The organism is Tsukamurella ocularis (genome assembly GCF_965138335.1).
In the GTDB taxonomy this organism is placed as follows: Bacteria; Actinomycetota; Actinomycetes; order Mycobacteriales; family Mycobacteriaceae; genus Tsukamurella; species Tsukamurella ocularis_A.
In genome coordinates, this window is the sequence record NZ_CBCSDV010000008.1 from 70,226 (window position 1) to 92,297 (window position 22,072).

Genomic DNA, 22,072 nt, shown 5'->3' on the forward strand with positions numbered 1-22,072 from the left:
GGGGCGCCTCGACCCCGGCGTCGAGGCGCGAGACGATCACCGGCACGAGCCATTTCGGGATGCGATCCGAGGCGTCCTGGCACAGCCGCGCGACCGTATCGGCGATGGCGGGGTTGGAAAACCGCTCGAGCAGCGTGTCGATGTAGTCGTCGAGGTCGATGCCCGGCACGGGGCGCAGCGTGGGCCGTCCCTCCTCCTGCATGTACCGGCGGAGCAACTCCCGCACGTCCGGATCGGCGGCCGCGTCGTGGACGTACTCGTACCCCAGCAGTCGGGCGAAGTGTCCCAGCGCCTGGTGCCCCGCGTTGAGGAGGCGCAGCTTCATGAGCTCGTACGGCGCGACGTCGTCGACAACCTGCACGCCGGCGTCCTCGAATCGCGGTCGCCCGGCGCCGAAGGCGTCCTCGAGCACCCACTGGGTGTACGGCTCGGCCACCACGGGCCAGCGGTCGTCGACGCCCGCCCGCGCCGCGACCTCGGCGCGCAGGCCGTCGGGCGTCGCCGGGGTGATCCGGTCGACCATCGAGTTGGGGAAGCGCACGTGCTCGGTGATCCAGTCCGCAAGACCGGGATCGGCCAGGCGGGCGAAGGCGGTGAAGGTGCGCTGCGCGACGTGCCCGTTGCCCTCGATGTTGTCGCACGACATGACCGTGAAGGCGGGGACGCCGCGGTCGCGCCGCCGGCGCAGGGCCTCGGTGACGTACCCGAAGACGGTGCGCGGCGCCGCCCCCTGCTCCAGATCGTGCCGGACGTCCGGGTTCTCGGCGTCGAACTCGCCGGTGGTCGCGGAGAAGTTGTAGCCGCCTTCCGTGATGGTGAGGGAGACGATGCGGGTCTCCGGCGCCGCGAGCCGCTCGATCACGGCCTCGGGATCGTCGGGGCCGTACAGGTAGTCGACGATCGACCCGACGACGGAGGTCTCCACGGCCCCGTCGGGATGCTTGAGGGTGAGCGTGTAGAGCCCGCCCTGCGGGACGAGGGCGTCGCGCATCGCCGCGTCGGCGGGCCGCAGCCCGACGCCGCAGATGCCCCAGCTCGCCGCGTCCGGGCCGGCCGCGAGCAGCCGGTCGACGTAGACGGCCTGGTGGGCGCGATGGAAGCCGCCGACGCCGAAGTGGACGATCCCGGGCCGCACCGCGGCGCGGTCGTAGTCCGGCACGGATGCGCCCGCGATCGCGGGCAGGGCGGCCGGGGTCAGGTCGATCGGTGCGTTCATCACAGCTCCTCGGCGTGGGGATCGGTTCCGGCGCGGCCGGGATGGACGACGGCCTTGATGCTGCCCGGCTCGCGGTCGGCGTTGAGCGCGGCCTCGGCACGATCGAGCGGGTACCGCCCGGTGACCATGCCGTCGAGATCGACGCGGCCGCTCGACGCGAGCGCGATGGCGGTCGGCCAGGTGTTCGCGTAGCGGAAGACTCCGGTGAGGAGCAGCTCTCGAGACTGGATCAGCAAGACGGGCAGTTCCAGGTCGTCGGCGCCCATGCCGACCAGCACGATGCGGCCGCCGGGGCGGACGGCCGGGATCCCGGCGCGGATCGCGGCGGGCGCCCCCGACGCGTCGACGAAGGCGTCGAAGCCGTCGCCCACCGCGGGGGCATCGGCCCCGGGGTCGACGGCGCCCGTCGCTCCGAACCGCTCGGCCGCGGCGCGCCGCACGGGATCGGGGTCGGTCACCACGATCCGCGTCAGCCCGGATGCGCGCGCGACCTGCGCGCACAGCAGGCCGATCGGGCCCGCGCCGGCGATGAGCACCGATCCGCCGAGGCCGACCGCCGCCTTCCGCATCGCGGCGATCCCCACGGAGAGCGGCTCGAACAGCGCCGCGGCCTCGTCGGACACCGAATCCGGGACGGCGTGCGCGAACGCGGATCCGATGGTCACGTACTCGGCGAGGGCACCGTCGACCGGCGGCGTCGCGTAGAACCGCATGGCCGGGCACAGGTTGTACTCGCCGCGCAGCGACTCCGGGCTGTGCGGGTCGGGCCGCTGCGGCTCGATGGACACGCGCTCGCCGATCCGCTCGTCGGGGACGCCGGCGCCGACGGCCACGATCCGCCCCGACGCCTCGTGCCCGAGGACGATCGGGGCCTCCACCACGAACTCGCCGATCCTGCCGTGGCGCAGGTAGTGGGTGTCGGAGCCGCACACGCCGACCGCCGCGACCTGGACCAGCACGTCGCCGGGGTCGGGCGTCGGAACGGGCCTCGACTCGAGGGCCATCCGGCCACCGGGGTGCAGCACGCTGGCGCGCATTTCGTTCGAAACTGTTGCCTGGGTCACACCACCGATGTTAGCGTAGTGAGCAGAATCACCGCTAGTGAGCATTTGCTCACGCTATCGACGGAGCATCGCGTGACATCACCGCAGCGCACTCCCGGAGAACCGGGCCACGATCTGCGCCTGCTGGTGCGGGCGGCCACCATGTACCACCTCGAGGGCCTCACCCAGGCGCAGATCGCCGAGCGGCTCGGCGTCTCCCGGCCCACGGCGGGCCGCCTCGTCGCCCGGGCCCGCGCGCAGGGTCTCGTGACGGTCACCGTCGCCGCGCCCGCGCACCTCGCGAACTCCATCCACCCGGACCTCGAGCGCGATCTGGAGGCCGCATTCGGGCTCACCGAGGCGCTGATCATCGCCGAGGACGCCGACGGAACCCCCTCGGGCGACGCCGCCCTCGGGCGGGCCGGCGCCTCCCTGCTCGCTCGCCGCCTGCAGCCCGCGGACACGTTCGGCTTCACCTGGGGGCCCGAGCAGGTGGCGGTCGCGGACGCGCTCGGCGGTGGCGCGTCGTGCGCGCGGGTCGTGCAGATGGACGGCTCGATGACCTCCGTCGAGTACCACACCGGCGTCGACCACGCCCTCGGCCGCTTCTCCGAGCGACTCGACGCCAGGCCCGTCCGGCTCGTCGCGCCGCTGTTCGCCGACCCCGACACCGTGCGCGCGCTGGAGCGCGATTCCATCGTCTCCCAGGCACTCGCGGCGGCCCGCTCCGCCGACGTCATGCTCTTCGGTGTCGGCTCCGTCTCCACCTCGACCACGCTCTTCGAGGGCGCGTACATCGACGTCCAGGTCCTCGGCGAGCTCCACGAGCTCGGTGCCGTCGGCGAGATCGGCGGCCGCTTCTACGGACCCGACGGTGCGCCCGTCGCCTCGTCGCTCGTCGACCGCACCGTCTCGGTACCGCTGGAAGACATCCAGCGTTGCCCCACAGCGATTCTCACCTCCGGCGGCGAACACCGCCGGGAATCGATCCTGGGCGCCCTGCGGGGAGGCTTCGCGACCGCACTGGTCACGGACCGCCCCACCGCGCAGTGGCTCCTCGCAGAACAGAAGGGATGACCGTGATCCGCAGATCCGCACGACGTCGCGCGACGGCCGCCGGCGGCCTCGCCGCCGTGACGGCCCTGCTCGCCGGCTGCTCCGGCGCGGGGGTCTTCACCGATGGGGGCGATGCCGCCGTCACCGTCGCCATGGTGTCGAACTCGCAGATGACGGACGCGGTGGGCCTGGCCCCCGAGTTCGAACGCGCCAACCCGGGGGTGAAGCTCAAGTTCGTCACCCTGTCCGAGAACGAGGCGCGCGCCAAGATCACCGCCTCGGTCTCCACCGGCGGCGGCGAGTTCGACGTGGTGATGATCAGCAACTACGAGACGCGGATGTGGGCGCAGAACGGTTGGCTCACCGACCTCTCCACGCTGATGGACCGCGACCCGTCGTACGACCCGGGCGACTTCATCCCCACGCTGCGTGAGGCGCTCTCGTACCAGGACCGGATGTACTCCGTTCCGTTCTACGGCGAGTCGTCATTCCTCATGTACAACAAGCAGATGTTCGCCGAGGCGGGCATCACGCTGCCCGCCGAGCCCACCTGGCCCGAGGTCGCCGACGCGGCGCGCAGGCTGCACACGCGCGACGTGGCAGGGATCTGCCTGCGCGGCAAGCCGGGCTGGGGCGAGGTGCTCGCTCCGCTGGACACCGTCATCAACGCCTTCGGCGGCCGCTGGTTCGACGAGCAGTGGAACCCCCAGTTCGACTCGCCCGAGGTACGCGCCGCGGTGAAGTTCTACGTCGACACGGTGCGCGACTACGGCGAGGCCGGCGCGGCGTCCACGGGCTTCCAGGAGTGCGGAAACCTGTTGGCGCAGGGCCAGGCCGCGATGTGGTACGACTCCACGGCCGCCGTCTCGTCGCTGGAGAGCCCTGAGACCTCGAAGATCGCCGGGCAGGTCGGCTACCTCCCCGCGCCGAAGATGGCGAAGTCCGGCAACGGCTGGCTCTACACCTGGTCGCTCGGCATCCCCGCCAAGAGCAAGCGGGCCGGCGACGCGTGGAAGTTCGTGTCCTGGATGACGAGCAAGCAATACATCGCCGGCGTGGCGGACAAGCTGGGCCCGAGCCGGGTCCCGCCCGGCAGCCGGCTCTCGACCTACGAGCTGCCCGCCTACAAGGAGCTGTCCGCGACCTTCGCGAAGCAGACGCTCGACTCGATGCTCGCGGCGGACCAGTCGAAGCCGACACTGAAGCCGGTGCCGTACACCGGCATCCAGTTCCTGGCCATCCCCGAGTTCCAGGACCTGGGCACTCGCGTCAGCCAGCAGATCAGCGCCGCCATCGCGGGCCAGATCTCCGTCGACGATGCGCTGGCCCAATCGCAGAAGTACGCCGAGGTCGTCGGGAAGAGCTACCGCGACAGCCAGGACCGGACGGGAGCAGCACGATGACCACCACCACGCCGCCTGCAGCGCGGCCCGCGTCCCCGTTGCGCTCCAAGCGCGACCGGATCAGCCGCGCCGAGGCGTGGCGCCGCCGAGGACCACTGCTGCCCGCGCTGATCTTCATGGTCATCGTCACGCAGATCCCGTTCCTGGTAACGCTGTACTACTCCACGCAGTCGTGGAACCTGGTGCGCCCCGGGTCGCGGAAGTTCAACGGACTGGGCAACTACGTCGAGGTCTTCCGGGACACCCAGTTCTGGACGGTCACGCTCAACACCGTGCTGCTCATCGTCGGCACCGTCGTGCTGTCGGTGATCCTCGGCCTGATCCTCGCACTACTCCTGGATCGGAAGTTCCTGGGGCGCGGCGTGGTTCGCACGCTGCTCATCACCCCGTTCCTGGTCACGCCCGTCGCTGCTGCGCTGCTGTGGAAGACAAGCCTGCTCTCCCCCACCAACGGCCTACTCGCGTGGGTGCTCAGCCCGCTCGGCATCCACGTCGACTGGCTCAGCGAGTACCCGCTCGCCTCCGTCGTCGCCGAGCTCGTGTGGCAGTGGACCCCGTTCATGATGCTGCTCATCCTCGCGGGCCTGCAGTCCATGCCCCGGGACGTGCAGGAGGCCGCGCGGGTCGACGGTGCCACCAGCGTGCGCCTGTTCCGCGAGCTGACGCTGCCGCACCTGCGTCGATTCATCGAACTGGGCGCGGTACTGGGTGCGATCTACCTGGTCAACACCTTCGATGCGGTCTACATGATGACCTCGGGCGGGCCGGGCGTCGCCAGCTCCAACCTGCCCTTCTACATCTATCAGCGCGCCTTCCTCGGCTTCGACATCGGTCAGGCCGCGGCCATGGGCGTCGTCACCGTGGTCGGCACGATCGTTGTCTCGACGCTCGCGATCCGACTGATCTTCAAGAGCTTCGGCGCCGGAGAGGAAACAGCCTGATGTCCACGACCCTCGTCCCCCGCCGCAAGCGCGATCCCAAGGGCGGTGCGCTGACGGCTCTCACCTGGATCATCGCGATCGGGTTCTTCTTCCCCGTGCTCTGGATGGTGCTCACCGCGTTCAAGCAGGAGAGCGACGCGGCGACGCGGCCGCCGACCCTGTTCTTCGTCCCGACGCTCGATCAGTTCACGGCCGTCTTCGACTCGGGCATCGCCGTCCCGCTCCTCAACTCCGTCTTCGCCACGGTCATCTCGACGACCCTCGTGCTGGTCCTCGGGGTGCCCGCCGCGTTCGCCCTCTCCCTGCGGCCGGTCCGCAAGACGCAGGACGCGCTGTTCTTCTTCATCAGCACCAAGATGCTCCCGATCGTGGCGGCCATCATCCCGCTGTACGTGATCGTCGGGCGGATCGGCATGCTCGACAACATCTGGACGCTGGTCATCCTCTACACGGCGATGAACCTGCCCATCGCCGTGTGGATGATGCGCTCCTTCTTCCTCGAGGTCCCGAGCGAGCTGCTCGAGGCCGCGGGGATGGACGGCGCTGGGCTGTGGACCTCGGTGCGTGAGGTGATCCTGCCGATCATCTCCCCCGGCATCGCCGCCACCGCCCTGATCTGCGTCATCTTTTCGTGGAACGAATTCTTCTTCGCGGTGAACCTCACCGCGGTCAACGCCCAGACCATGCCGGTGGCCCTCACCGGTTTCATGTCCGGGCAGGGCCTGTTCTGGGCCAAGCTCTCCGCCGCCTCCGTGCTGGCCGCCCTGCCCGTCGTCATCTGCGGGTGGATCGCCCAGAACAAGCTGGTCCGCGGCCTGTCCTTCGGCGCCATCAAGTAGCCGCACCACCTCGACCCCCTCGTAAGCCCCAGGAGGAACCATGGCTTCCATCACGTACGACAAGGCGTGCTGCGTCTACCCCGGCGCCGAGACCCTCGCCGTCGACTCCCTCGACCTCGACATCGCCGACGGCGAGTTCGTGGTGCTGGTCGGACCGTCCGGCTCCGGCAAATCCACCGCGCTGCGCATGCTCGCCGGCCTGGAGGAGATCGACTCCGGAGCCATCTCCATCGGCGGCCGCAGCATGGTGGGCGTCGCGCCCAAGGACCGCGACATCGCGATGGTCTTCCAGAACTACGCCCTGTACCCGAACAAGACGGTCGGCGAGAACATGGGATTCGCGCTGAAGATGCGCGGCGTCCCGCTCGAGGAGCGCAAACAGAAGGTCGCCGAGGCCGCGAAGCTGCTCGACCTGACCGACTACCTCGATCGCAAGCCGGCGCGTCTCTCCGGCGGGCAGCGGCAGCGCGTGGCGATGGGCCGTGCGATCGTCCGCGAGCCGCAGGTCTTCTGCATGGACGAGCCGCTGTCGAACCTCGACGCCAAGCTCCGGGTGCAGACGCGGACGCAGATCGCCGCGCTGCAGCGGCGCCTCGGCACGACCACCGTGTACGTCACGCACGACCAGGTCGAGGCGATGACGATGGGCGACCGCGTCGCGGTGCTCAAGTTCGGCGTGCTGCAGCAGTTCGCGACGCCCGCCGAGCTCTACGACCGCCCCAAGAACGCCTTCGTCGCCGGTTTCATCGGCTCACCCGCGATGAACCTGTTCACCGCGCCCGTCCGCGACGGGGCGATCACGGTGGCGGGCGGCACCGTCGACCTCGACGCGGAGGCGCAGGCGGCCGTCCGGACCTCGGGCCTGGACCGCGTGACCGTCGGCATCCGCCCCGAGAGCCTCGGTCTCGCCGGCCCCGACGCCGGAGTGGCGGGCTCCGTCGCGATCCTCGAGGATCTCGGCAGCGACACCTTCGTCTACGCGCGCGTGGAGGACCCCGACGTGACCGGCGTCGACGGCGCCCCCGTCACCCTGGTCGCCCGGTGTCCGCGACGTACCGAGGCCCGGATCGGCGACGGCGTGCGGCTCGCGCAGGTCGAGCCGGCGGTGCACCTGTTCCACCCGGACACGGGCGAGCGCCTCAACTAGCACCCCACGAAACGGGGAACGCCCCGCATCCTGTCGGATGCGGGGCGTTCCCGTCAGAGCGGTGAAGCGGATCAGGCGTTGCCCGAGAGCTTCTCGCGGAGAGCAGCGAGCTGCGCATCGCTGGCCAGCGAACCGCCGGTGCTCTGCGGGGCCTCGTTGCCGCCACGGTCGTTCGAGGACGACTCGCTCGAGTAGTTCGCGCCACCCGCGGCCGGACCGCCGGCAGCGGCCTCGGCGGCCTCGTCGGCCGCGAACTTCTCCATCTGCGCGGTGTGCATCTTGTGGCGACGCTCCGCCTCGGCGTAGCGACCCTCCCACTCCTCGCGCTGCTTCTCGAAGCCCTCGAGCCACTCGTTGGTCTCGGGATCGAAGCCCTCGGGGAAGATGTACTCGCCGTTCTCGTCGTAGCTGTCGGCCATGCCGTACTTCGACGGGTCGAACTCCTCGGTGTAGTCCTCGTTGGCCTGCTTGAGGCTCAGCGAGATGCGACGACGCTCGAGGTCGATGTCGATGACGCGCACCATGGCGTCGTCGCCGACCGAGACGACCTGGTCCGGGACCTCGACGTGGCGCTCGGCCAGCTCCGAGATGTGGACGAGGCCCTCGATGCCCTCCTCGACGCGGACGAACGCGCCGAACGGGACGAGCTTGGTGACCTTGCCGGGCACGATCTGGCCGATGGCGTGGGTCCGGGCGAACTGACGCCACGGATCCTCCTGCGTCGCCTTGAGCGACAGCGAGACGCGCTCGCGGTCCAGGTCGACGTCGAGGACCTCGACGGTGACCTCGTCGCCCACGGTGACCACCTCGGACGGGTGATCGATGTGCTTCCAGGACAGCTCGGACACGTGCACGAGGCCGTCGACGCCGCCCAGGTCCACGAAGGCACCGAAGTTGACGATGGAGGACACGACGCCCTTGCGGACCTGGCCCTTCTGGAGCTGGTGCAGGAACTCGCTGCGGACCTCGGACTGGGTCTGCTCGAGCCATGCACGGCGCGACAGGACCACGTTGTTGCGGTTCTTGTCGAGCTCGATGATCTTCGCCTCGATCTCCTTGCCGATGTACGGCTGGAGGTCGCGCACGCGACGCATCTCGACCAGCGAGGCCGGGAGGAAGCCGCGGAGGCCGATGTCCAGGATGAGACCACCCTTGACCACCTCGATGACGGTGCCCTTGACGGCCTCGTCCTTCTCCTTGAGCTCCTCGATCGTGCCCCAGGCGCGCTCGTACTGCGCACGCTTCTTGGACAGGATCAGGCGGCCTTCCTTGTCCTCCTTGGTGAGGACGAGAGCCTCGACGGCATCGCCGACGTTGACGACCTCGGAGGGGTCGACGTCGTGCTTGATGCTCAGCTCGCGGGAGGGGATGACGCCCTCGGTCTTGTAACCGATGTCGAGCAGGACCTCGTCACGGTCGACCTTGACGATGGTGCCCTCGACGATGTCGCCATCGTTGAAGTACTTGATCGTGGCGTCGATCGCTGCGAGGAAATCCTCCGCGGTGCCGATGTCGTTGACGGCGACCTGCGGGGACGTAACGGTGGTGGTGGGCATTGGGTAAGTTGCTCCGGACAGGGTGCTAGTAGTGTGGTCGAGATCGCGCACGCATGGGCACACGCGGGGTCCAGGCTACTCCACCGCGTGCAACCTGGGCAAACCGCCCTCTCCGCACCCGCCGTCGAGAGGTTCACTCCCGTGTCCCACCGCCCCAAACCGGACATGCGCCGCGACAGTGCGGGCTCCGAGGCCGCGAATCGATCCTGGTGGGACTCCGACGCCGAGGCCTATCACACGGAGCACGCCGCCTTCCTGGGCGTGGACACCGCGGACGGCGAGTTCGTGTGGTGCCCGGAGGGCCTGCGCGAATCCGACGCCGGGCTACTCGGTGCCGTCGGGCCGGGAACCGTGGCGGTGGAGATCGGCTGCGGCAGCGCTCCCTGCGCCCGGTGGCTCGCCACGCAGGGCGCGACCGTGGTCGGGATCGACATCTCGGCCGGGATGCTCCGCCGCGGACTCCCCCACGTGCACGACGGAAACCCGCTCCTCGCCCAGGCGGGGGCCGAGAACCTCCCGATCGCCGACGGTGCCGCCGACGTCGTCTGCTCCGCCTTCGGCGCGATCCCCTTCGTCGCCGACTCCGCGCGGGTGATGGCGGAGGCGCACCGCGTCCTGCGACCCGGCGGCCGGTTCGTCTTCTCCGTCAACCATCCGATGCGCTGGATGTTCCTCGACGACCCCGGGCCGGACGGGCTCGTCGCGACCCTGTCGTACTTCGACCGGTCCCCCTACGTCGAGACGGGCGACGACGGCGTGCCGACCTACGTCGAGCACCACCGGACGATGGGCGATCGGATCCGCGAGATCGTCGGCGCGGGCCTGCAGGTGGTGGACGTGATCGAACCGGAATGGCCCGAGGGATTCACCCAGGAATGGGGCCAGTGGAGCCCGTTGCGCGGCGAGATCTTCCCCGGAACGGCGATCTTCGCCTGCGTGAAGCCCGACTGATTCGTTGCACGTACTGCATGTATCAGGGGCCGTCCGAAACCGGCCCGTAGAACCACCGAAAGCCGAGGTCAAAGCCATCGCCGCGCGCGCGGCCACACCCGGCAACCCCAGGAGCTACCGGGGTCCGGGTCGGCTCGCACCGGGTTGGTTTTGCACCTCCGGCCGCTTTCGCAGCCCTCGGCGAACCGGTAGTCTCGCTGGGCAATCGTCCACCGCCCGAAGAGGAGAAGACATGAACCGGATCCGCGTCTCCGCCGCGGTCGCCGCCCTCGCGGGCGTGATCGCCCTCGTCCCCGCCGTCGCGTCCGCGGCACCGAACGACAAGGTGCCCGGCACCAAGTGCACCGTCGCGCAGGTCGAGCGCGCGACCCAGGTCATCGCCCCGGAGGCGATCGCCGTCATGGACGCCACCCCCGGCGGCCGCGACCAGGCGACCGAGCTGCTCACCGCGAAGGCCGAGGATCGTCAGAAGATCATCGACCGGCTCACCAAGGACAATCCCGCCGCGGCCGCGTACTACAAGGCGAACCGCGCCGACGTCGACGCGAAGATCGCCAAGGTCATCGCGACCTGCGACAAGTACTGATCCCCTCCTCTGCTCGCCGCCATCGAAAGGCACCCCGTATGACCTTCCGCCGCACCGCCGCCACCGCCGCCGTCCTCGGCGCGATCGCCCTGGCCGGCGCGCCGCTCGCCGCCGCCGCTCCGACGCCGAAGCCCGCACCCAAGCCGAACGCCTCGGCGGCACGTGCGGTGCCCGGCACGTCGTGCACGGTCGGTCAGCTGCGGGCCGCGATCGACCGCTCGTCGCCGGGCCTGTCGAAGCGTCTCGAGGAGGCGGCGGGCGGACCGCAGGAGTTCGCGGACATCGCCGCATCGGACGGGCTGACCCGCCAGCTCCGCGTGGCCGCTCTCGCCTTCCGCGGCACCGGCAGCGCCATGAGCCTGGCCGGCGAGCAGGCGAACGTGCAGCGCGCCGTCGCCGACGCCTACCGCACGTGCGGTTCCGCGAAGGCCAAGTAGGCCCTCCGCTCAGTCCTCGTCGAGGGCCTCACGCAGCACCGACTCGACCGCCGCGATCGCCTTCCCGGACGCCTGTTCCGGCGAACGGTTCGCCACGCGGCGGTCGAGGTCCGGCATCAGGAACGCGGGCGGCACGTCCAACGCCGCCGCGAGCCGATACATCGTCGACATGTGCGGGTCAGAGACCCCGTCGTTCGAGCTCACGTTGCGCTCGATGTTCGAGATCTGATTGCGGTGCAGCCCCGCCGACTCGGCGAGCTTCTCCTGCGACAACCCGCGCGCCTTCCGGAGCGTCACCAGGCGGCGGGCCAGTGAGTCCCCGTAGGTGTTCCACTCGATCTTCCGCGCCCTCATCGGATATACGCTGTCCGATGCTCCCCCGATTGTCTGCCCCATAGGTTATGCAGTATCAAATTCTGGGCTAAATGTCCAGTTCCCGGGCCTTTCCAACCCCTGTGTACCCGGGGAGCAGGGCGATGACCTCCTGCAGATGCCCGACGGTGTGCGCCGCCCCGGCCCGCCGGAGCGCCTCGTCGTCGAACTCGCCGGTGGTGACGCCGATGAACGGGCAGCCGGCGGCGCGGGCCGCCGATGCGTCCTCCACGTGGTCGCCGAGGTAGGCGCGGACGTTCCCGAACCGGCGCAACGCGTCGCCCTTCCGGTCTCCGAAGTGCCCGCCCACGACGGCGGACACGTCGAGCCCGGCCTCCGCAACGGCGCGCTCCGCGGCCGCCTGCTGCTTCGCGGACACCACGATCGATGTGCCGCCCGCCGCCCGGATCGCCGCGAGCAGGTCCTCCGCGCCCGGCAGGACGGGCACCGGCGTGGTCGCGTCGGTGTCGTAGTGCCGTCGATAGCGCCGGAGGAATCGCTCGCCGTCGATCCCCGGCACGACCTCGCGCGCCACATCGTCGATGGGGACGCCCATGTGCGGCAGGAGCACCGCGTCGTCCACCGCGTGCCCGAGGTCGGCGAACGCGCGCTGCGCCGCCGTGAGGATGCGCTGCCGCGAGTCGATCAGCGTGAGGTCGAGGTCGAAGCCGATGGTGAACACGACGATCAACGCTACCGGGCGTCTCACGCCGGCCGTGACGGCGGAGATAAATCGGTTGTGGCGCAGAGCACTCCGGCCTAGCGTTCGTCGTCATGAACGACAAGGAGGAGATGAAGGTCGCCGAGGCGTTGGCTCGCCGGGCCGACCTGATCGCACGTTTCACCGAGCTGCGCTCGCGCGCCGGCGAGGCCGCCCTGTACCAGGAGGGCGACGAGCCGACCGAGGACCCGGCGGCGTTGGTGGCGCTGGCGGACGAGGCGGCGGCGGAGTTGGAGCAGCTCATGGCGCGCATCAACCGGACCAACCTGGCCACGTCGTTCGACGGGAGCACCACCGTGACCGATGCCCTGGCCCGCCGGGACGTCCTGCGGCTGCGTCGGTCGATGCGTACGGAGTTGGCGAGCGCGGGCTCCGGACGCCGGGACTTCCTGTACTCGCGATCGGAGATCAAGACGTTGCGCGCGGTCGATGTGCCGACGCTGCGCTCCGAGGCCGACGACCTGGCGGCCGAACTGCGGCGGCTGGATCTGCGGCTGCAGGAACTGAACTGGCTGACACCACTCGCGGACTGAGCGGGATCAGCCCGACCGGGCGAGCTGGTAGTCGCCTCCCGATCACGAGCGGATGGACGGCCCTCGGGCCACGAAGCTGTAGACAGCGCATGATTGAGATTCATGAGTCCAGGCGTGGGACCGCCACTAAGGCATCGCACAAGTCCGGCATCGCTGAACAGCGCACTGCGCACACGCGCATCGCACATCACCACCCATCGACGTGATCGTCGGGCGATGAGGGCGGGCAAGGGGCCTCGTCCCGGTCGCAACCGAGAGCGCCTTCTCACCACCGCACGCGTGCGGCCATGGTGAGGAGGCGCTCTCGACGTCGTTCGTTCCCCTGCGCCACCCACGCGATCCGGCCGTAGACGAAGGCGCGGAAGTCCAGGTGGCCGTCGCGGTTCTGGCTCTCACCACCGGAGCGGGCGGCGTTGTGCAGGAGGGCACGCAGGTCGTCGTACTCGGCCCGCGGGACCTGGGCGTGGGCGTTGACCACGACCCCCGCGAGTTCCTGCCGTGTGCCGGCCGCCATGATCCGCGTCTTCTGTGGATTCACCGAGAGCCCCTCCGCCGCCACGATCTTCGGCACGACGCCCGCGATCAGCGCGGGATCCCGTGCGCCCGAGACGGCGAGGTCGTCGCCGTACCGGGTGTAGCGCGCTCCCTGCGCGTGTGCCAGCCCGGCCAGGCGCGCGTCGAGGCGGTGCAGCGCGAGGTTCACCAGCGCGGGCGACGAGGGCGCGCCCTGTGGCAGATGCCGCGACCGGAGCGTCGCCGCCCGCCACGGGTCCAGGCCGCGAAGCTCGTCGGCGGGCGTCGCGACGGTGCACAGGTCGGCCAGCACGGACGCGACCGGAGCCGGGTATCCCAGCCGGCGGAAGACGCTCCGGACGCGGGGCACCGCCACCGTCGAGAAGCAGTCGCGGAGGTCGAGCCGGACCACCGAGCGACTACCGACGTGGGGCGCGGCGTAGGCGAGGACCGATCCGCCCGGGCGGAAGCCGCGCGCCGCGGGGTGCGCGCCCGCGGGGTCGAGCACGCGGCGCAGGATCCGTCGCTGCGCCTCGGCGAGCCGGGGCTTGGGCGCTTCGATGACCCGGAATCCACCGGCCGGCTTGACCATCCGTGCCACCCGGTAGTGCCGCAGCGGCGGGCGCGCATGCCGCAGCCACCGCCCGTGATCGGCGAACCACTCGAGCTCCGGCACCGTGACGTCCAGCATGCGGGCGACGGAGGCGACGTCGGGTAGGGCGAGGCCGGGCACGTCGATGGGCCCGCCGGAGTCCAGGGTCTCGACGATGCGCACCGCGTCGAGTGCCGCGACGAGCGCCGCGGTCGTGGGCAACCGTCCGCGCCCGTCGACCACCTGGTGCGGCGGCCGCGGGTGTCCGGCGAGGAGGGCTTCGACGACCTGTTCCACCAGCTCGTCCGGGACGGCGCCGCGGACGAGCAAGGCGATCGTCTCGGCAGTCCACATCTCCTCCGTGAGGAGAGCGACGCGATCGGCGACGGCGAACCGCCACGACCGCGGCAGGCGCCGGGCGATCTCGACCACCGTCATACGCGGGATGCGAACGCCGCTCGGGTGACCTGGAACAGAGTCCCGCAGCGCCGCCCGGTGCGCGCAGCGCACGGACCGGCGTGGGACGCAGGGTGTAACTGTGCAGTGCCCCCAGCGGTTACCGCTGGGACGGATCTCGCGGATCCCACCTCACCCGAGCGACGTCGCATGAATCCAGAGTGCCACATCTCGGCGTGGCGATGCACAGCTCCGGACGCGCTCAGGACTTCTCGGTGAACCGGTGCCGATAGGAAGTCGGGGTGGTCGAGTACGCGCGGACGAAGTTCTGGCGGAACGTCACCGTGCTGGCGAAGCCGCTCGCCCGGGCGATCCGGTCGATGCTCCACGCCGTGTTCTCCAGGAGTCTCCGCGACTCGTCGAGGCGGCGACTCAGTACCCATTTGGCGGGGCTCATGCCCACGGTCTCCTGGAAACGCCGCGCGAAGTGCCGCGGACTCATGCTCACCCGCGCCGCGAGGTCGTCGACCGTCAGCGGGGCGTCCAGGTGGGCGAGCGCCCACGTGGTGGCGGCGCCGATGGGCCCGTCGCCCGCGACCGGCAGCGGACGGTCGATGTACTGCGCCTGATCGCCGTCGCGGTGCGGCGCGATCACGAGGTATCGGGCGAGCGCGGTCGCGGCGGTCGATCCGAGCTTCGTCCGCACCACGTGCAGGCAGGCGTCCAGGGCCGACGCGGTGCCCGCCGACGTCAGGACGTCGCCGTGGTCGACGTACAGGCCCTCGGCCCGCACGGCGACGCCCGGGTACCGCTGCGCGAGTTCGGTTTCCGACGCCCAGTGGGTGGTCGCGGTGCGGCCGTCGAGGACGCCCGACGCGACGACCGGGAAGGCTCCCAGGCAGAGCCCGGCGATCATGGCGCCGCGGGCGTGCGCGGCGCGGATCTCGTCGAGGAGGTCGACGCCCGGCTCGGGCAGGTCGGTCGGCCAGGACGGGAAGACGACGAGGTCGGCCGCGCGGGCCGCAGCCCGGTCCGCGGTCGCGATGGTGACGCCGTCCAGCCCGCGGACGGGGCCGCCGTCGATACTCCAGATGCCGGTTTCCCAGTCGGGGGCGAGCCCGAGGCGGCCGACCTCGCCGAAGGCGATCAGGGGCGTGGAGAGGTGGAACATCGAGATGCCGTCGAAGGCGTGGACTGCGATGCGCACGGTAGTTGTCCTGAATCCATCGAAGATGAGTAATTCTGCCACTCACGCTACCCGGCGGCGCGGCGCGAGTATGGATTCCGAGCGAACACCAGGTTCCTCTACGTATCCGATCCGCATGCACAGGAGCACATCCCATGACCGAACCCCGTCGCGCTCTCATCGTCATCGACGTGCAGAACGAGTACTTCGACGCCGACCGCCCGCTGGCCGTGGCGTACCCGCCCCGCAACGAGTCCCTCAAGCGGGTCCTCGCCGCGATGGACGCCGCACAGGAGGCCGGCGTTCCGGTGGTGACCGTCGCGCACGTCTTGCCCGAGGACGCCCCCGTCTTCGCCGAGGGTTCGGACGGAGCGCGCCTGCACCCGGACGTCGCCGCGCGCAGCGACGCCGTTGCCGCGCACGTCGAGAAGCAGCGCTCGAGCGTCCTCACCTCGAAGGGGCTGCCGGAATGGCTGCGCGAGAACGCCATCGACACGCTGACACTGGTGGGCTACATGACCAACAATTGCGTTCTGGCCAGCGCGGCGGCGGCCGAACCCGAAGGCCTCGCCGTCGAGGTGCTTTCGGACGCGACCGGCGCGATCCACCTGTCCAACGCCGCGGGCAGCGTCTCCGCCCAGCAGGTCCACGAGACGCTCATGGTGCTGCTCCACTCGAACTGGGCGGCCGTGGCAACTACCGACGCATGGATCGACTCGGTCGCGGAGGGGCGCCCGCTGGACAAGAGCGACCTCGGCTCCTCCGCCGTGCAGGGACGCGCCGACCACTGACCGATGTCGACGCGGGGCGTCGCGCATCAATGCATACTGTCACATCATCGCATGACTAGTGTGCAGCATCGTCCCAGGTGCGCCCGTACCCGACGGACACCTCGAGCGGCACGGAGAGCTCGGCGGCGCCGCCCATCGTGTCGCGGACCAGCGCTTCGAGCTGCTCCCGCTCCCCCGCCGCCACCTCGAGCACGAGCTCGTCGTGCACCTGCAGCAGCATCCGCGACCGCAGGCCGGCGGCGGTGATCCGCTCCTGCAGCCGGAGCATCGCGACCTTGATGATGTCGGCCGCGCTGCCCTGGATGGGCGCGTTGAGCGCCATGCGCTCGGCGGCCTCGCGGCGCATCCGGTTGGTCGACGTGAGATCCGGCAGGTACCGACGCCGGCCGTAGATGGTCTCGGTGTACTCGTTGCGCGTGGCCTCGGTGACCACGTCCTGGAGGTAGTCCCGCACCCCGCCGAAGCGGGAGAAGTACGCCTCCATCTGGTCCTTCGCCTCGTCGCGCGAGATCTTCAGCTGCGCGGCGAGGCCGAAGGCCGAGAGCCCGTAGGCGAGACCGTAGGACATCGCCTTGACCCGCCGGCGCATGTCCGGGGTGACCTCGTCGATCGGGACGCCGAAGGCCTTGGAGCCGACGAAGTTGTGCAGGTCCTCACCGGTGTTGAAGGCCTCGATGAGGCCCTCGTCGCCCGACAGGTGCGCCATGATCCGCATCTCGATCTGGCTGTAGTCCGCCGTCATCAGCGTCTCGTAGCCCTCGCCCGCGACGAAGGCGTGCCGGATCTGCCGGCCGGCCTCGGTACGCACCGGGATGTTCTGCAGGTTCGGATCGGTCGACGAGAGGCGGCCGGTGGCCGCCACCGTCTGGTTGAACGTGGAGTGGATCCGCCCGTCGGAGGCGACGGTCTTGAGCAGGCCCTCGACGGTCACCTTGAGCCGCGTCGCATCGCGGTGCTCCAGCAGATGCTGCAGGAACGGGTGCGGCTCCTTCTCGTACAGCGCCTCGAGCGCCGCCGCGTCGGTGGTGTAGCCGGTCTTGGTCTTCTTCGTCTTCGGCAGGCCCAGCTTCTCGAACAGGATCACCTGCAGCTGCTTCGGCGAGCCGAGATTGATCTGCTCCCCGATCTCCTCGAAGGCCGAGGCCTCGGCGGCGCGGATCCGCTCGCTGAACTCGCTGTGCAGCGACTCGAGGTGCGCGATATCGACGGCGATGCCGGTGGTCTCCATGACGTCGAGCACGCGGAGCAAGGGGAGCTCCATCTCGGCCAGGAGCGGGCGCGACTCGATGTTGTCGAGCTCGCCGTCGAGCGCGTCCGCCAGGTCGGCGACCGCGCGGGCCCGCAGGATGGCCTGCTGCGCCTTCTCCCCCGCCGAGTCGTCGGGATCGTCGAGGAGCGAGAGCTGCGAATCATCGCCCGCCGCCTCGACGCGCAGCTCCCGGTGCAGGTACCGCACGGAGAGGTCGTCGAGGTTGAAGGTGCGCTGGCCCGGCCGCACCAGGTACGCGGCGATCGCCGTGTCCGAGGTGAGACCGCCGAGCGTCCAGCCGCGGCTGGACAGGGCGTGCATGGCCCACTTGGCCTCGTGCGCGGCCTTGGGCTGCCCGTCGTCGGCGAGCCACGCGCCCAGCGCGGCCTCGTCCTCCGGCGTCAACGAGGACAGTTCGAAGTACCCGCCCTCGCCGTCGGGAGCGGCGATGACGACGGCCTCCGCGTCACCGTCGACCACGACCTCCGGGCCGATCACGCCCAGCCCGGACCGTGCCCCGGAGGCGCCGTGCTCGGCGAGCCACTCGGCGACGGTGCCGGCCGCGACGATGCCGCCCGAGATCTCGAAGCCCTCGTCCGCCTCGGGCTCCGACGACGAGAGCTCGGTGAAGATGCGCTCGCGCAGCACCCGGAACTCGAGGTCGTCGAAGAGCTGATGGATGGCCTCGCGGTTCCACGGCTGCAGCGCCAGGTCCTCCGGGGCGTAGGGCAGCGTCATGTCCCGCACCATCTCGGTGATCTGCCGGTTGAGCTGCACGGTCGCGAGGTTCTCGCGCAGCGAGTCCCCGACCTTGCCCTTCACCTTGTCGACGTTGGTGACCAGTCCCTCGAGGTTCCCGTACTCGCGGATCCACTTGGCGGCGGTCTTCTCCCCGACGCCGGGGATGCCGGGCAGGTTGTCCGACGGGTCGCCGCGGAGCGCCGCGTAGTCCGGGTACTGGGACGGGGTGAGCCCGTACTTCGCCTCCACCTCCTCCGGCGTGAACCGGGTGAGGTCCGAGACGCCCTTGCGCGGGTAGAGGACCGTGACGTCGTCGTTGACGAGCTGCAGTGCGTCGCGGTCGCCCGTGACGATGAGGACCCGGAAGCCCTGCGCCTGGGCCTGCGTGGTCATCGTGGCGATGATGTCGTCCGCCTCGTAGCCCTCCTGCGCCATGGTGGGGATGCCCATGGCGCCCAGCACGTCCTTGACGACGTCCACCTGGCCGCGGAAGTCATCCGGAGCGGAGCTGCGCTGCGCCTTGTACTCGGGGTACATCTCGGCGCGGAAGGTCTGGCGGGAGACGTCGAACGCGGCGGCGACGTAGCCGGGCGCCTCCTCCTTGAGGAGCTTGATCAGCATCGACGTGAAGCCGTACACCGCGTTGGTCGGCTGCCCCGATTTGGTGCGGAAGCGGCCACCGTCGAGCGGGAGCGCGAAGAAGGCGCGGAACGCCATCGAGTGCCCGTCGATCAGCAACATCGTGGGCTTGGTCGAGGAGTTCGCTGAAGTCACACCGGCAGTCTAGTGATCGCCCCCGACAGCTTTCGTCAGGTCGTCGTGGGCGGCAGCTGCGGCCGCACGACGACGGTGTCGGCGATGCGCTTCTCCAGGTCGGCGACGTCCGCGGTGGCGGCCTCGATCGCCGGGGCCTTCTCGGACTCGGGCAGCGCGGCGATCGCCACCAGCCGGTCGTCGAGCTCCTGGGCCGCGACGGTGAGCGTCACCTGCGCGTCCAGCTGTGCGGCCGACAGCACGCCCGCGGGCTGATCGAAGGCGCGCAGCGCCTTCCGGATGCGGCGGTGCAGACGGGCCTCGGGCACGTGCGATCCCGACCACGACAGCGGGGCGCGCGACGGGAAGGGCATCGCCGCTTCGGCCTGCTGCTGCCGGCGGCTGTTGCGCACCAGCGCGATGGCGAAACCGGTGGCCGCGAGCACCGCCAGCACCACGACCGCGAGCACCGCAACGATGATCCACGACATGACGTTCCTCCTCGCCGCCGCGGCGGCTACCCGCCGCGGGCCTGCATGTACAGGTACACCGCCAGCGCGACCAGCAGCAACCCGAGGGTGACCGCGAACGCGATCTTGATCGCGCTCCACGGCCGCTGACCTTGCACTTCACCGGTCACGCCGTTGACGAAGACCTGGAACGGCTTGTTCGCGAAGGTGACCGTGAGGAGCCACACCGGCATGAGCAGGTAGAGGAAGTCGATCGACTGGTACACCGGGTTCATCCGGCTGATCCGCTGCTCGTCACCGCCGATGTCGCGGCGCACCGTGTGCTCGATGATCCCCTCGATCCGCGGCCTCGCCTGCGCCTCGAAGACCTGCGCCGCGTCACCGTCGTACGTGCGCGCCAGATGCCCGGCCACGAACTCGGGCGTGTAGGTGACGGACTGCTCGGTGGGCCAGGGCTCGAGGTCGCGGACCCGATCCGCGTCGAGGCCCGTGTTCGCCGACTCGGCGAGCTGCCGGACGCTGTCGTGGACCCGTCCGCTCACGGGCCACCAGTCGGTGTAGGTCTCGATGTTGCCGTCGCGGTCGCGGCGCGTGCGGTGCACGCCGCGCGAGCCCGAGTAGTCGGTGGTCACTTCGGCGTCGTAGCTGTAGTACGAGAGGTAGACGCTGGTGAAGGAGCCCAGCACGCGGTACTTCTTGAACTCGCGCGGCGCGAACCAGCGGCTGTTGACCCAGGATTCGATGTTCTGCCGCGCCTGGTCCTCGCCGACCCGCAGGGGCAGGATCCCGTCGACGGGCAGTCGCGCCGGCGCGACCTGGACATCGGCCCGCTGGATCGGGGTGTTGCAGTACGGGCACCGCACGGCCGTGAGCGTGCCGCTGAACAGCGTGTGCCCACCGCAGTTCTGGCACACCACCTCGTGGTCGACGACCCGCACCTGCTCCGCCGACGCGGCGCGGGCGTAGAGCGCGTTCATGGTGGGCCCCAACGGATGCGGAACCAGGGCCTTGGTGGTGTCCAGCAGCACCGGGTAGGTGCTGCCGCAACTGGGCGAGCGCAGCTTCCCGATCGCGGGGTCGTAGACGAGGGCGTCGCCGCAGTTCCCGCACGGGTAGGTGCGGGTCTGCTCCGTCACCTGCAACATCTCGCGATCGTTGGCCGACGGGACGCCGGGCACGAGCTGCTGGGGCCGCGCGGGAGCGACGGGGCGGGCCGGCGCGGGTGGGCCCGGAGGCTGCGGCGGCTGCTCGGGTCGCCCCCCGGGGCGGCCGGGAAGCGGAGGCGGCGTNGTCACGGCTACGCCCGGGGCGGCAGGGGCGGCGGCGTCTGCCCGAACAGCGACGCGAGGGCGGGCACCTGGCCGGCCGGCGTCCACCCGGTCAGCGCGGGCGACCAGACCAGCGTCTGCGGGGTGAGGTTCAGGGTGCGCAGGTGCTCGACCGGGAAGGGCCCGGCGGGCTGCCCGTTCTGCTCGATGTGGAAGACCTGCGCGTTCGGCAGCGGCGGCGGCCCAGTCTGCGGAGCCGGGCCCGGCTGCGCACCCGGCGCCGGCTGCGCGCCCTGGGCGGGGGCCTGCTGGTTCTGGAAGTTCTGGGCGAACTGCTGGCCCATGGCCATACCCATTCCGGCGCCGAGGAAATCGCCGGCCCCGCCACCGCCCTCGTTGGTGGCGGCACCGAGCACGGCGTCGGCGGCGCGGCCCTGCTGGAAGCGGTTCATGTCGCCGACGTTGCCGTAGTAGCCCTTCTCCTCCACGCCGCGCGCGACACCGCGGGTCATGGCCTGCGTGATCTCGTCGGGCAGGGAGATGTTGAGCTCGATGGCCTCGCACGCGAGCCCGTACTGCTGCGTGATCTTCGACTGCACGTACTCCTGCAGCTTCGCGGCGAGCTCGCGCTGGCGCGCCTGCAGGTCGATCGCGCCCACGCCGGTCTCGATGAGCATCTCGGAGAAGGCGGTGGTGATGGTGCGCCGCAGGAGTTCGGCGATCTCGTCCGAATCGACGTTGGAGTCGGTGCCGATCACCTGGCGCAGGAACGTCGGCGAGTCGACCACCCGCACGACGCAGAGGCCGTTGGCGCGCACCTGGACCATGCCGAAGTCCTGGTCCCGGATGGTGATCGGGTTGGCGGTGCCCCACCGCAGGTCGGTGATCGGGCGGGTGTTGACGAAGTAGACCTCGCTGCGGAACGGGCTCTTGAAGCCGTGCGGCCAGCCCTGCAGGGTGGACATGACCGGCATGTTCTCGGAGACCAGTTGGTAGTTGCCCGGGCCGTAACGGTCGGCGAGCTGCCCACGGTAGACGAACAGCGCCTCCTGGCCCTCGCGGACGATCAGCTGCGCGCCGTTCTTGATCTCGTTGTTGTAGCGGGGGAATCGCCACGCCATCGTCGAGCGGTTGTCCTCGAGCCACTCGATGATGTCGACGAGTTCGCCCCGGACCCGGTCCATGATCCCCATCTGCGCTGCACCCCTGTCGTCGTTGCCGTTCGGAATCCACGATAGCCACGCGTCTTGGGAACGGCTGGGCGCTCGCTGATGAGGGTTCGGATCGGGGCGATCGGGAGTCGGCGTGTCGG

General features: G+C 70.4%; 20 protein-coding genes and 1 pseudogene. 10 read left to right on the forward strand and 11 right to left on the reverse strand.

All coding sequences use genetic code 11. From position 1 onward, the window contains the following. Positions 1–1,216 (reverse strand): annotated as a pseudogene (locus ACNAYW_RS09710) (mannitol dehydrogenase family protein); the annotation flags it as partial. Beyond that, a complete protein-coding gene (locus ACNAYW_RS09715; RefSeq protein WP_415849494.1) occupies positions 1,216–2,253 on the reverse strand; it encodes an NAD(P)-dependent alcohol dehydrogenase in 1,038 nt (345 codons plus the stop codon). The gene ACNAYW_RS09715 and the pseudogene ACNAYW_RS09710, both read right to left, overlap by 1 nt. A 99-nt stretch (positions 2,254–2,352) precedes the next feature. On the opposite strand from ACNAYW_RS09715, the gene ACNAYW_RS09720 reads away from it, so the two are divergent. From ACNAYW_RS09720 to ACNAYW_RS09740, 5 genes are read left to right on the forward strand one after another with little or no spacing between them, the layout of a single operon-like run. Next, a complete protein-coding gene (locus tag ACNAYW_RS09720) occupies positions 2,353–3,336 on the forward strand; it encodes a sugar-binding transcriptional regulator (RefSeq protein ID WP_415849495.1) in 984 nt (327 codons plus the stop codon). A gap of 5 nt (positions 3,337–3,341) precedes the next feature. After that, the gene (locus ACNAYW_RS09725; protein ID WP_458630044.1) at positions 3,342–4,718 is read left to right on the forward strand and encodes an ABC transporter substrate-binding protein; all 1,377 of its coding nucleotides are present in this window, start codon (positions 3,342–3,344) and stop codon (positions 4,716–4,718) included. After that, the gene (locus tag ACNAYW_RS09730) at positions 4,715–5,659 is read left to right on the forward strand and encodes a carbohydrate ABC transporter permease (protein WP_415849497.1); all 945 of its coding nucleotides are present in this window, start codon (positions 4,715–4,717) and stop codon (positions 5,657–5,659) included. Before ACNAYW_RS09725 ends, ACNAYW_RS09730 begins: the two co-directional genes overlap by 4 nt. Continuing rightward, positions 5,659–6,498, forward strand: coding sequence for a carbohydrate ABC transporter permease (locus ACNAYW_RS09735; protein WP_415849498.1), 840 nt, complete (start codon positions 5,659–5,661; stop codon positions 6,496–6,498). Before ACNAYW_RS09730 ends, ACNAYW_RS09735 begins: the two co-directional genes overlap by 1 nt. A 40-nt stretch (positions 6,499–6,538) precedes the next feature. Further along, positions 6,539–7,645 carry an ABC transporter ATP-binding protein gene (locus ACNAYW_RS09740; RefSeq protein ID WP_415849499.1) on the forward strand — a complete coding sequence of 369 codons (1,107 nt, stop codon included), beginning with the start codon at positions 6,539–6,541 and terminating at the stop codon, positions 7,643–7,645. 71 nt (positions 7,646–7,716) lie between these two features. Here the strand turns inward: ACNAYW_RS09740 and rpsA are convergent, their stop codons facing one another. Next, on the reverse strand, positions 7,717–9,201 hold the full coding sequence (gene rpsA, locus ACNAYW_RS09745) for a 30S ribosomal protein S1 (protein ID WP_068568982.1): 1,485 nt from the start codon (positions 9,199–9,201) through the stop codon (positions 7,717–7,719). A 165-nt stretch (positions 9,202–9,366) separates the two neighbouring features. On the opposite strand from rpsA, the gene ACNAYW_RS09750 reads away from it, so the two are divergent. The 3 genes from ACNAYW_RS09750 (at position 9,367) to ACNAYW_RS09760 (ending at position 11,175) form a co-directional block, all read left to right on the forward strand. Then, positions 9,367–10,152 carry a class I SAM-dependent methyltransferase gene (locus ACNAYW_RS09750; protein WP_415849576.1) on the forward strand — a complete coding sequence of 262 codons (786 nt, stop codon included), beginning with the start codon at positions 9,367–9,369 and terminating at the stop codon, positions 10,150–10,152. A 232-nt stretch (positions 10,153–10,384) separates the two neighbouring features. Next, entirely contained in the window at positions 10,385–10,738 is a 354-nt protein-coding gene (locus ACNAYW_RS09755) for a hemophore-related protein (protein WP_415849500.1), read from the forward strand. A gap of 38 nt (positions 10,739–10,776) precedes the next feature. After that, positions 10,777–11,175 carry a hemophore-related protein gene (locus tag ACNAYW_RS09760; RefSeq protein ID WP_415849501.1) on the forward strand — a complete coding sequence of 133 codons (399 nt, stop codon included), beginning with the start codon at positions 10,777–10,779 and terminating at the stop codon, positions 11,173–11,175. Positions 11,176–11,184: 9 nt separating this feature from the next. Here the strand turns inward: ACNAYW_RS09760 and ACNAYW_RS09765 are convergent, their stop codons facing one another. Together ACNAYW_RS09765 and ACNAYW_RS09770 are read right to left on the reverse strand one after the other, a co-directional pair. Further along, a complete protein-coding gene (locus ACNAYW_RS09765; protein WP_415849502.1) occupies positions 11,185–11,529 on the reverse strand; it encodes a helix-turn-helix domain-containing protein in 345 nt (114 codons plus the stop codon). A gap of 67 nt (positions 11,530–11,596) precedes the next feature. Further along, positions 11,597–12,229 carry an HAD family hydrolase gene (locus ACNAYW_RS09770; RefSeq protein WP_415849503.1) on the reverse strand — a complete coding sequence of 211 codons (633 nt, stop codon included), beginning with the start codon at positions 12,227–12,229 and terminating at the stop codon, positions 11,597–11,599. Positions 12,230–12,321: 92 nt separating this feature from the next. Between ACNAYW_RS09770 and ACNAYW_RS09775 the strand changes: the two genes are divergently transcribed. Next, entirely contained in the window at positions 12,322–12,801 is a 480-nt protein-coding gene (locus ACNAYW_RS09775; protein WP_415849504.1) for a DIP1984 family protein, read from the forward strand. Between the two features lie 265 nt (positions 12,802–13,066). On the opposite strand, the gene ACNAYW_RS09780 is transcribed toward ACNAYW_RS09775, so the two are convergent. Both ACNAYW_RS09780 and ACNAYW_RS09785 read right to left on the reverse strand, forming a co-directional pair. Continuing rightward, the gene (locus ACNAYW_RS09780; RefSeq protein ID WP_415849505.1) at positions 13,067–14,344 is read right to left on the reverse strand and encodes a reverse transcriptase family protein; all 1,278 of its coding nucleotides are present in this window, start codon (positions 14,342–14,344) and stop codon (positions 13,067–13,069) included. Between the two features lie 220 nt (positions 14,345–14,564). Next, the gene (locus tag ACNAYW_RS09785) at positions 14,565–15,509 is read right to left on the reverse strand and encodes a GlxA family transcriptional regulator (protein WP_415849506.1); all 945 of its coding nucleotides are present in this window, start codon (positions 15,507–15,509) and stop codon (positions 14,565–14,567) included. 134 nt (positions 15,510–15,643) lie between these two features. Here ACNAYW_RS09785 and ACNAYW_RS09790 point away from each other — a divergent pair, with 134 nt between their 5' ends. Further along, a complete protein-coding gene (locus ACNAYW_RS09790; protein ID WP_415849507.1) occupies positions 15,644–16,279 on the forward strand; it encodes an isochorismatase family protein in 636 nt (211 codons plus the stop codon). Positions 16,280–16,334: 55 nt separating this feature from the next. Here ACNAYW_RS09790 and polA read toward each other — a convergent pair whose 3' ends face one another. The 4 genes from polA to ACNAYW_RS09810 form a co-directional block, all read right to left on the reverse strand. Next, positions 16,335–19,010, reverse strand: a complete 2,676-nt coding sequence (gene polA, locus ACNAYW_RS09795; protein WP_415849577.1) for a DNA polymerase I — start codon at positions 19,008–19,010, stop codon at positions 16,335–16,337. A 68-nt stretch (positions 19,011–19,078) separates the two neighbouring features. Then, complete coding sequence (locus ACNAYW_RS09800; RefSeq protein WP_415849508.1) at positions 19,079–19,513, reverse strand: hypothetical protein; 435 nt, start codon at positions 19,511–19,513, stop codon at positions 19,079–19,081. Between the two features lie 26 nt (positions 19,514–19,539). Further along, positions 19,540–20,781, reverse strand: a 1,242-nt coding sequence (locus tag ACNAYW_RS09805; protein ID WP_415849509.1) for a TFIIB-type zinc ribbon-containing protein, incomplete at its 5' end; no start/stop codon positions are given. Positions 20,782–20,789: 8 nt separating this feature from the next. Further along, a complete protein-coding gene (locus ACNAYW_RS09810) occupies positions 20,790–21,944 on the reverse strand; it encodes an SPFH domain-containing protein (RefSeq protein ID WP_415849510.1) in 1,155 nt (384 codons plus the stop codon). Positions 21,945–22,072: the final 128 nt, after the last annotated feature.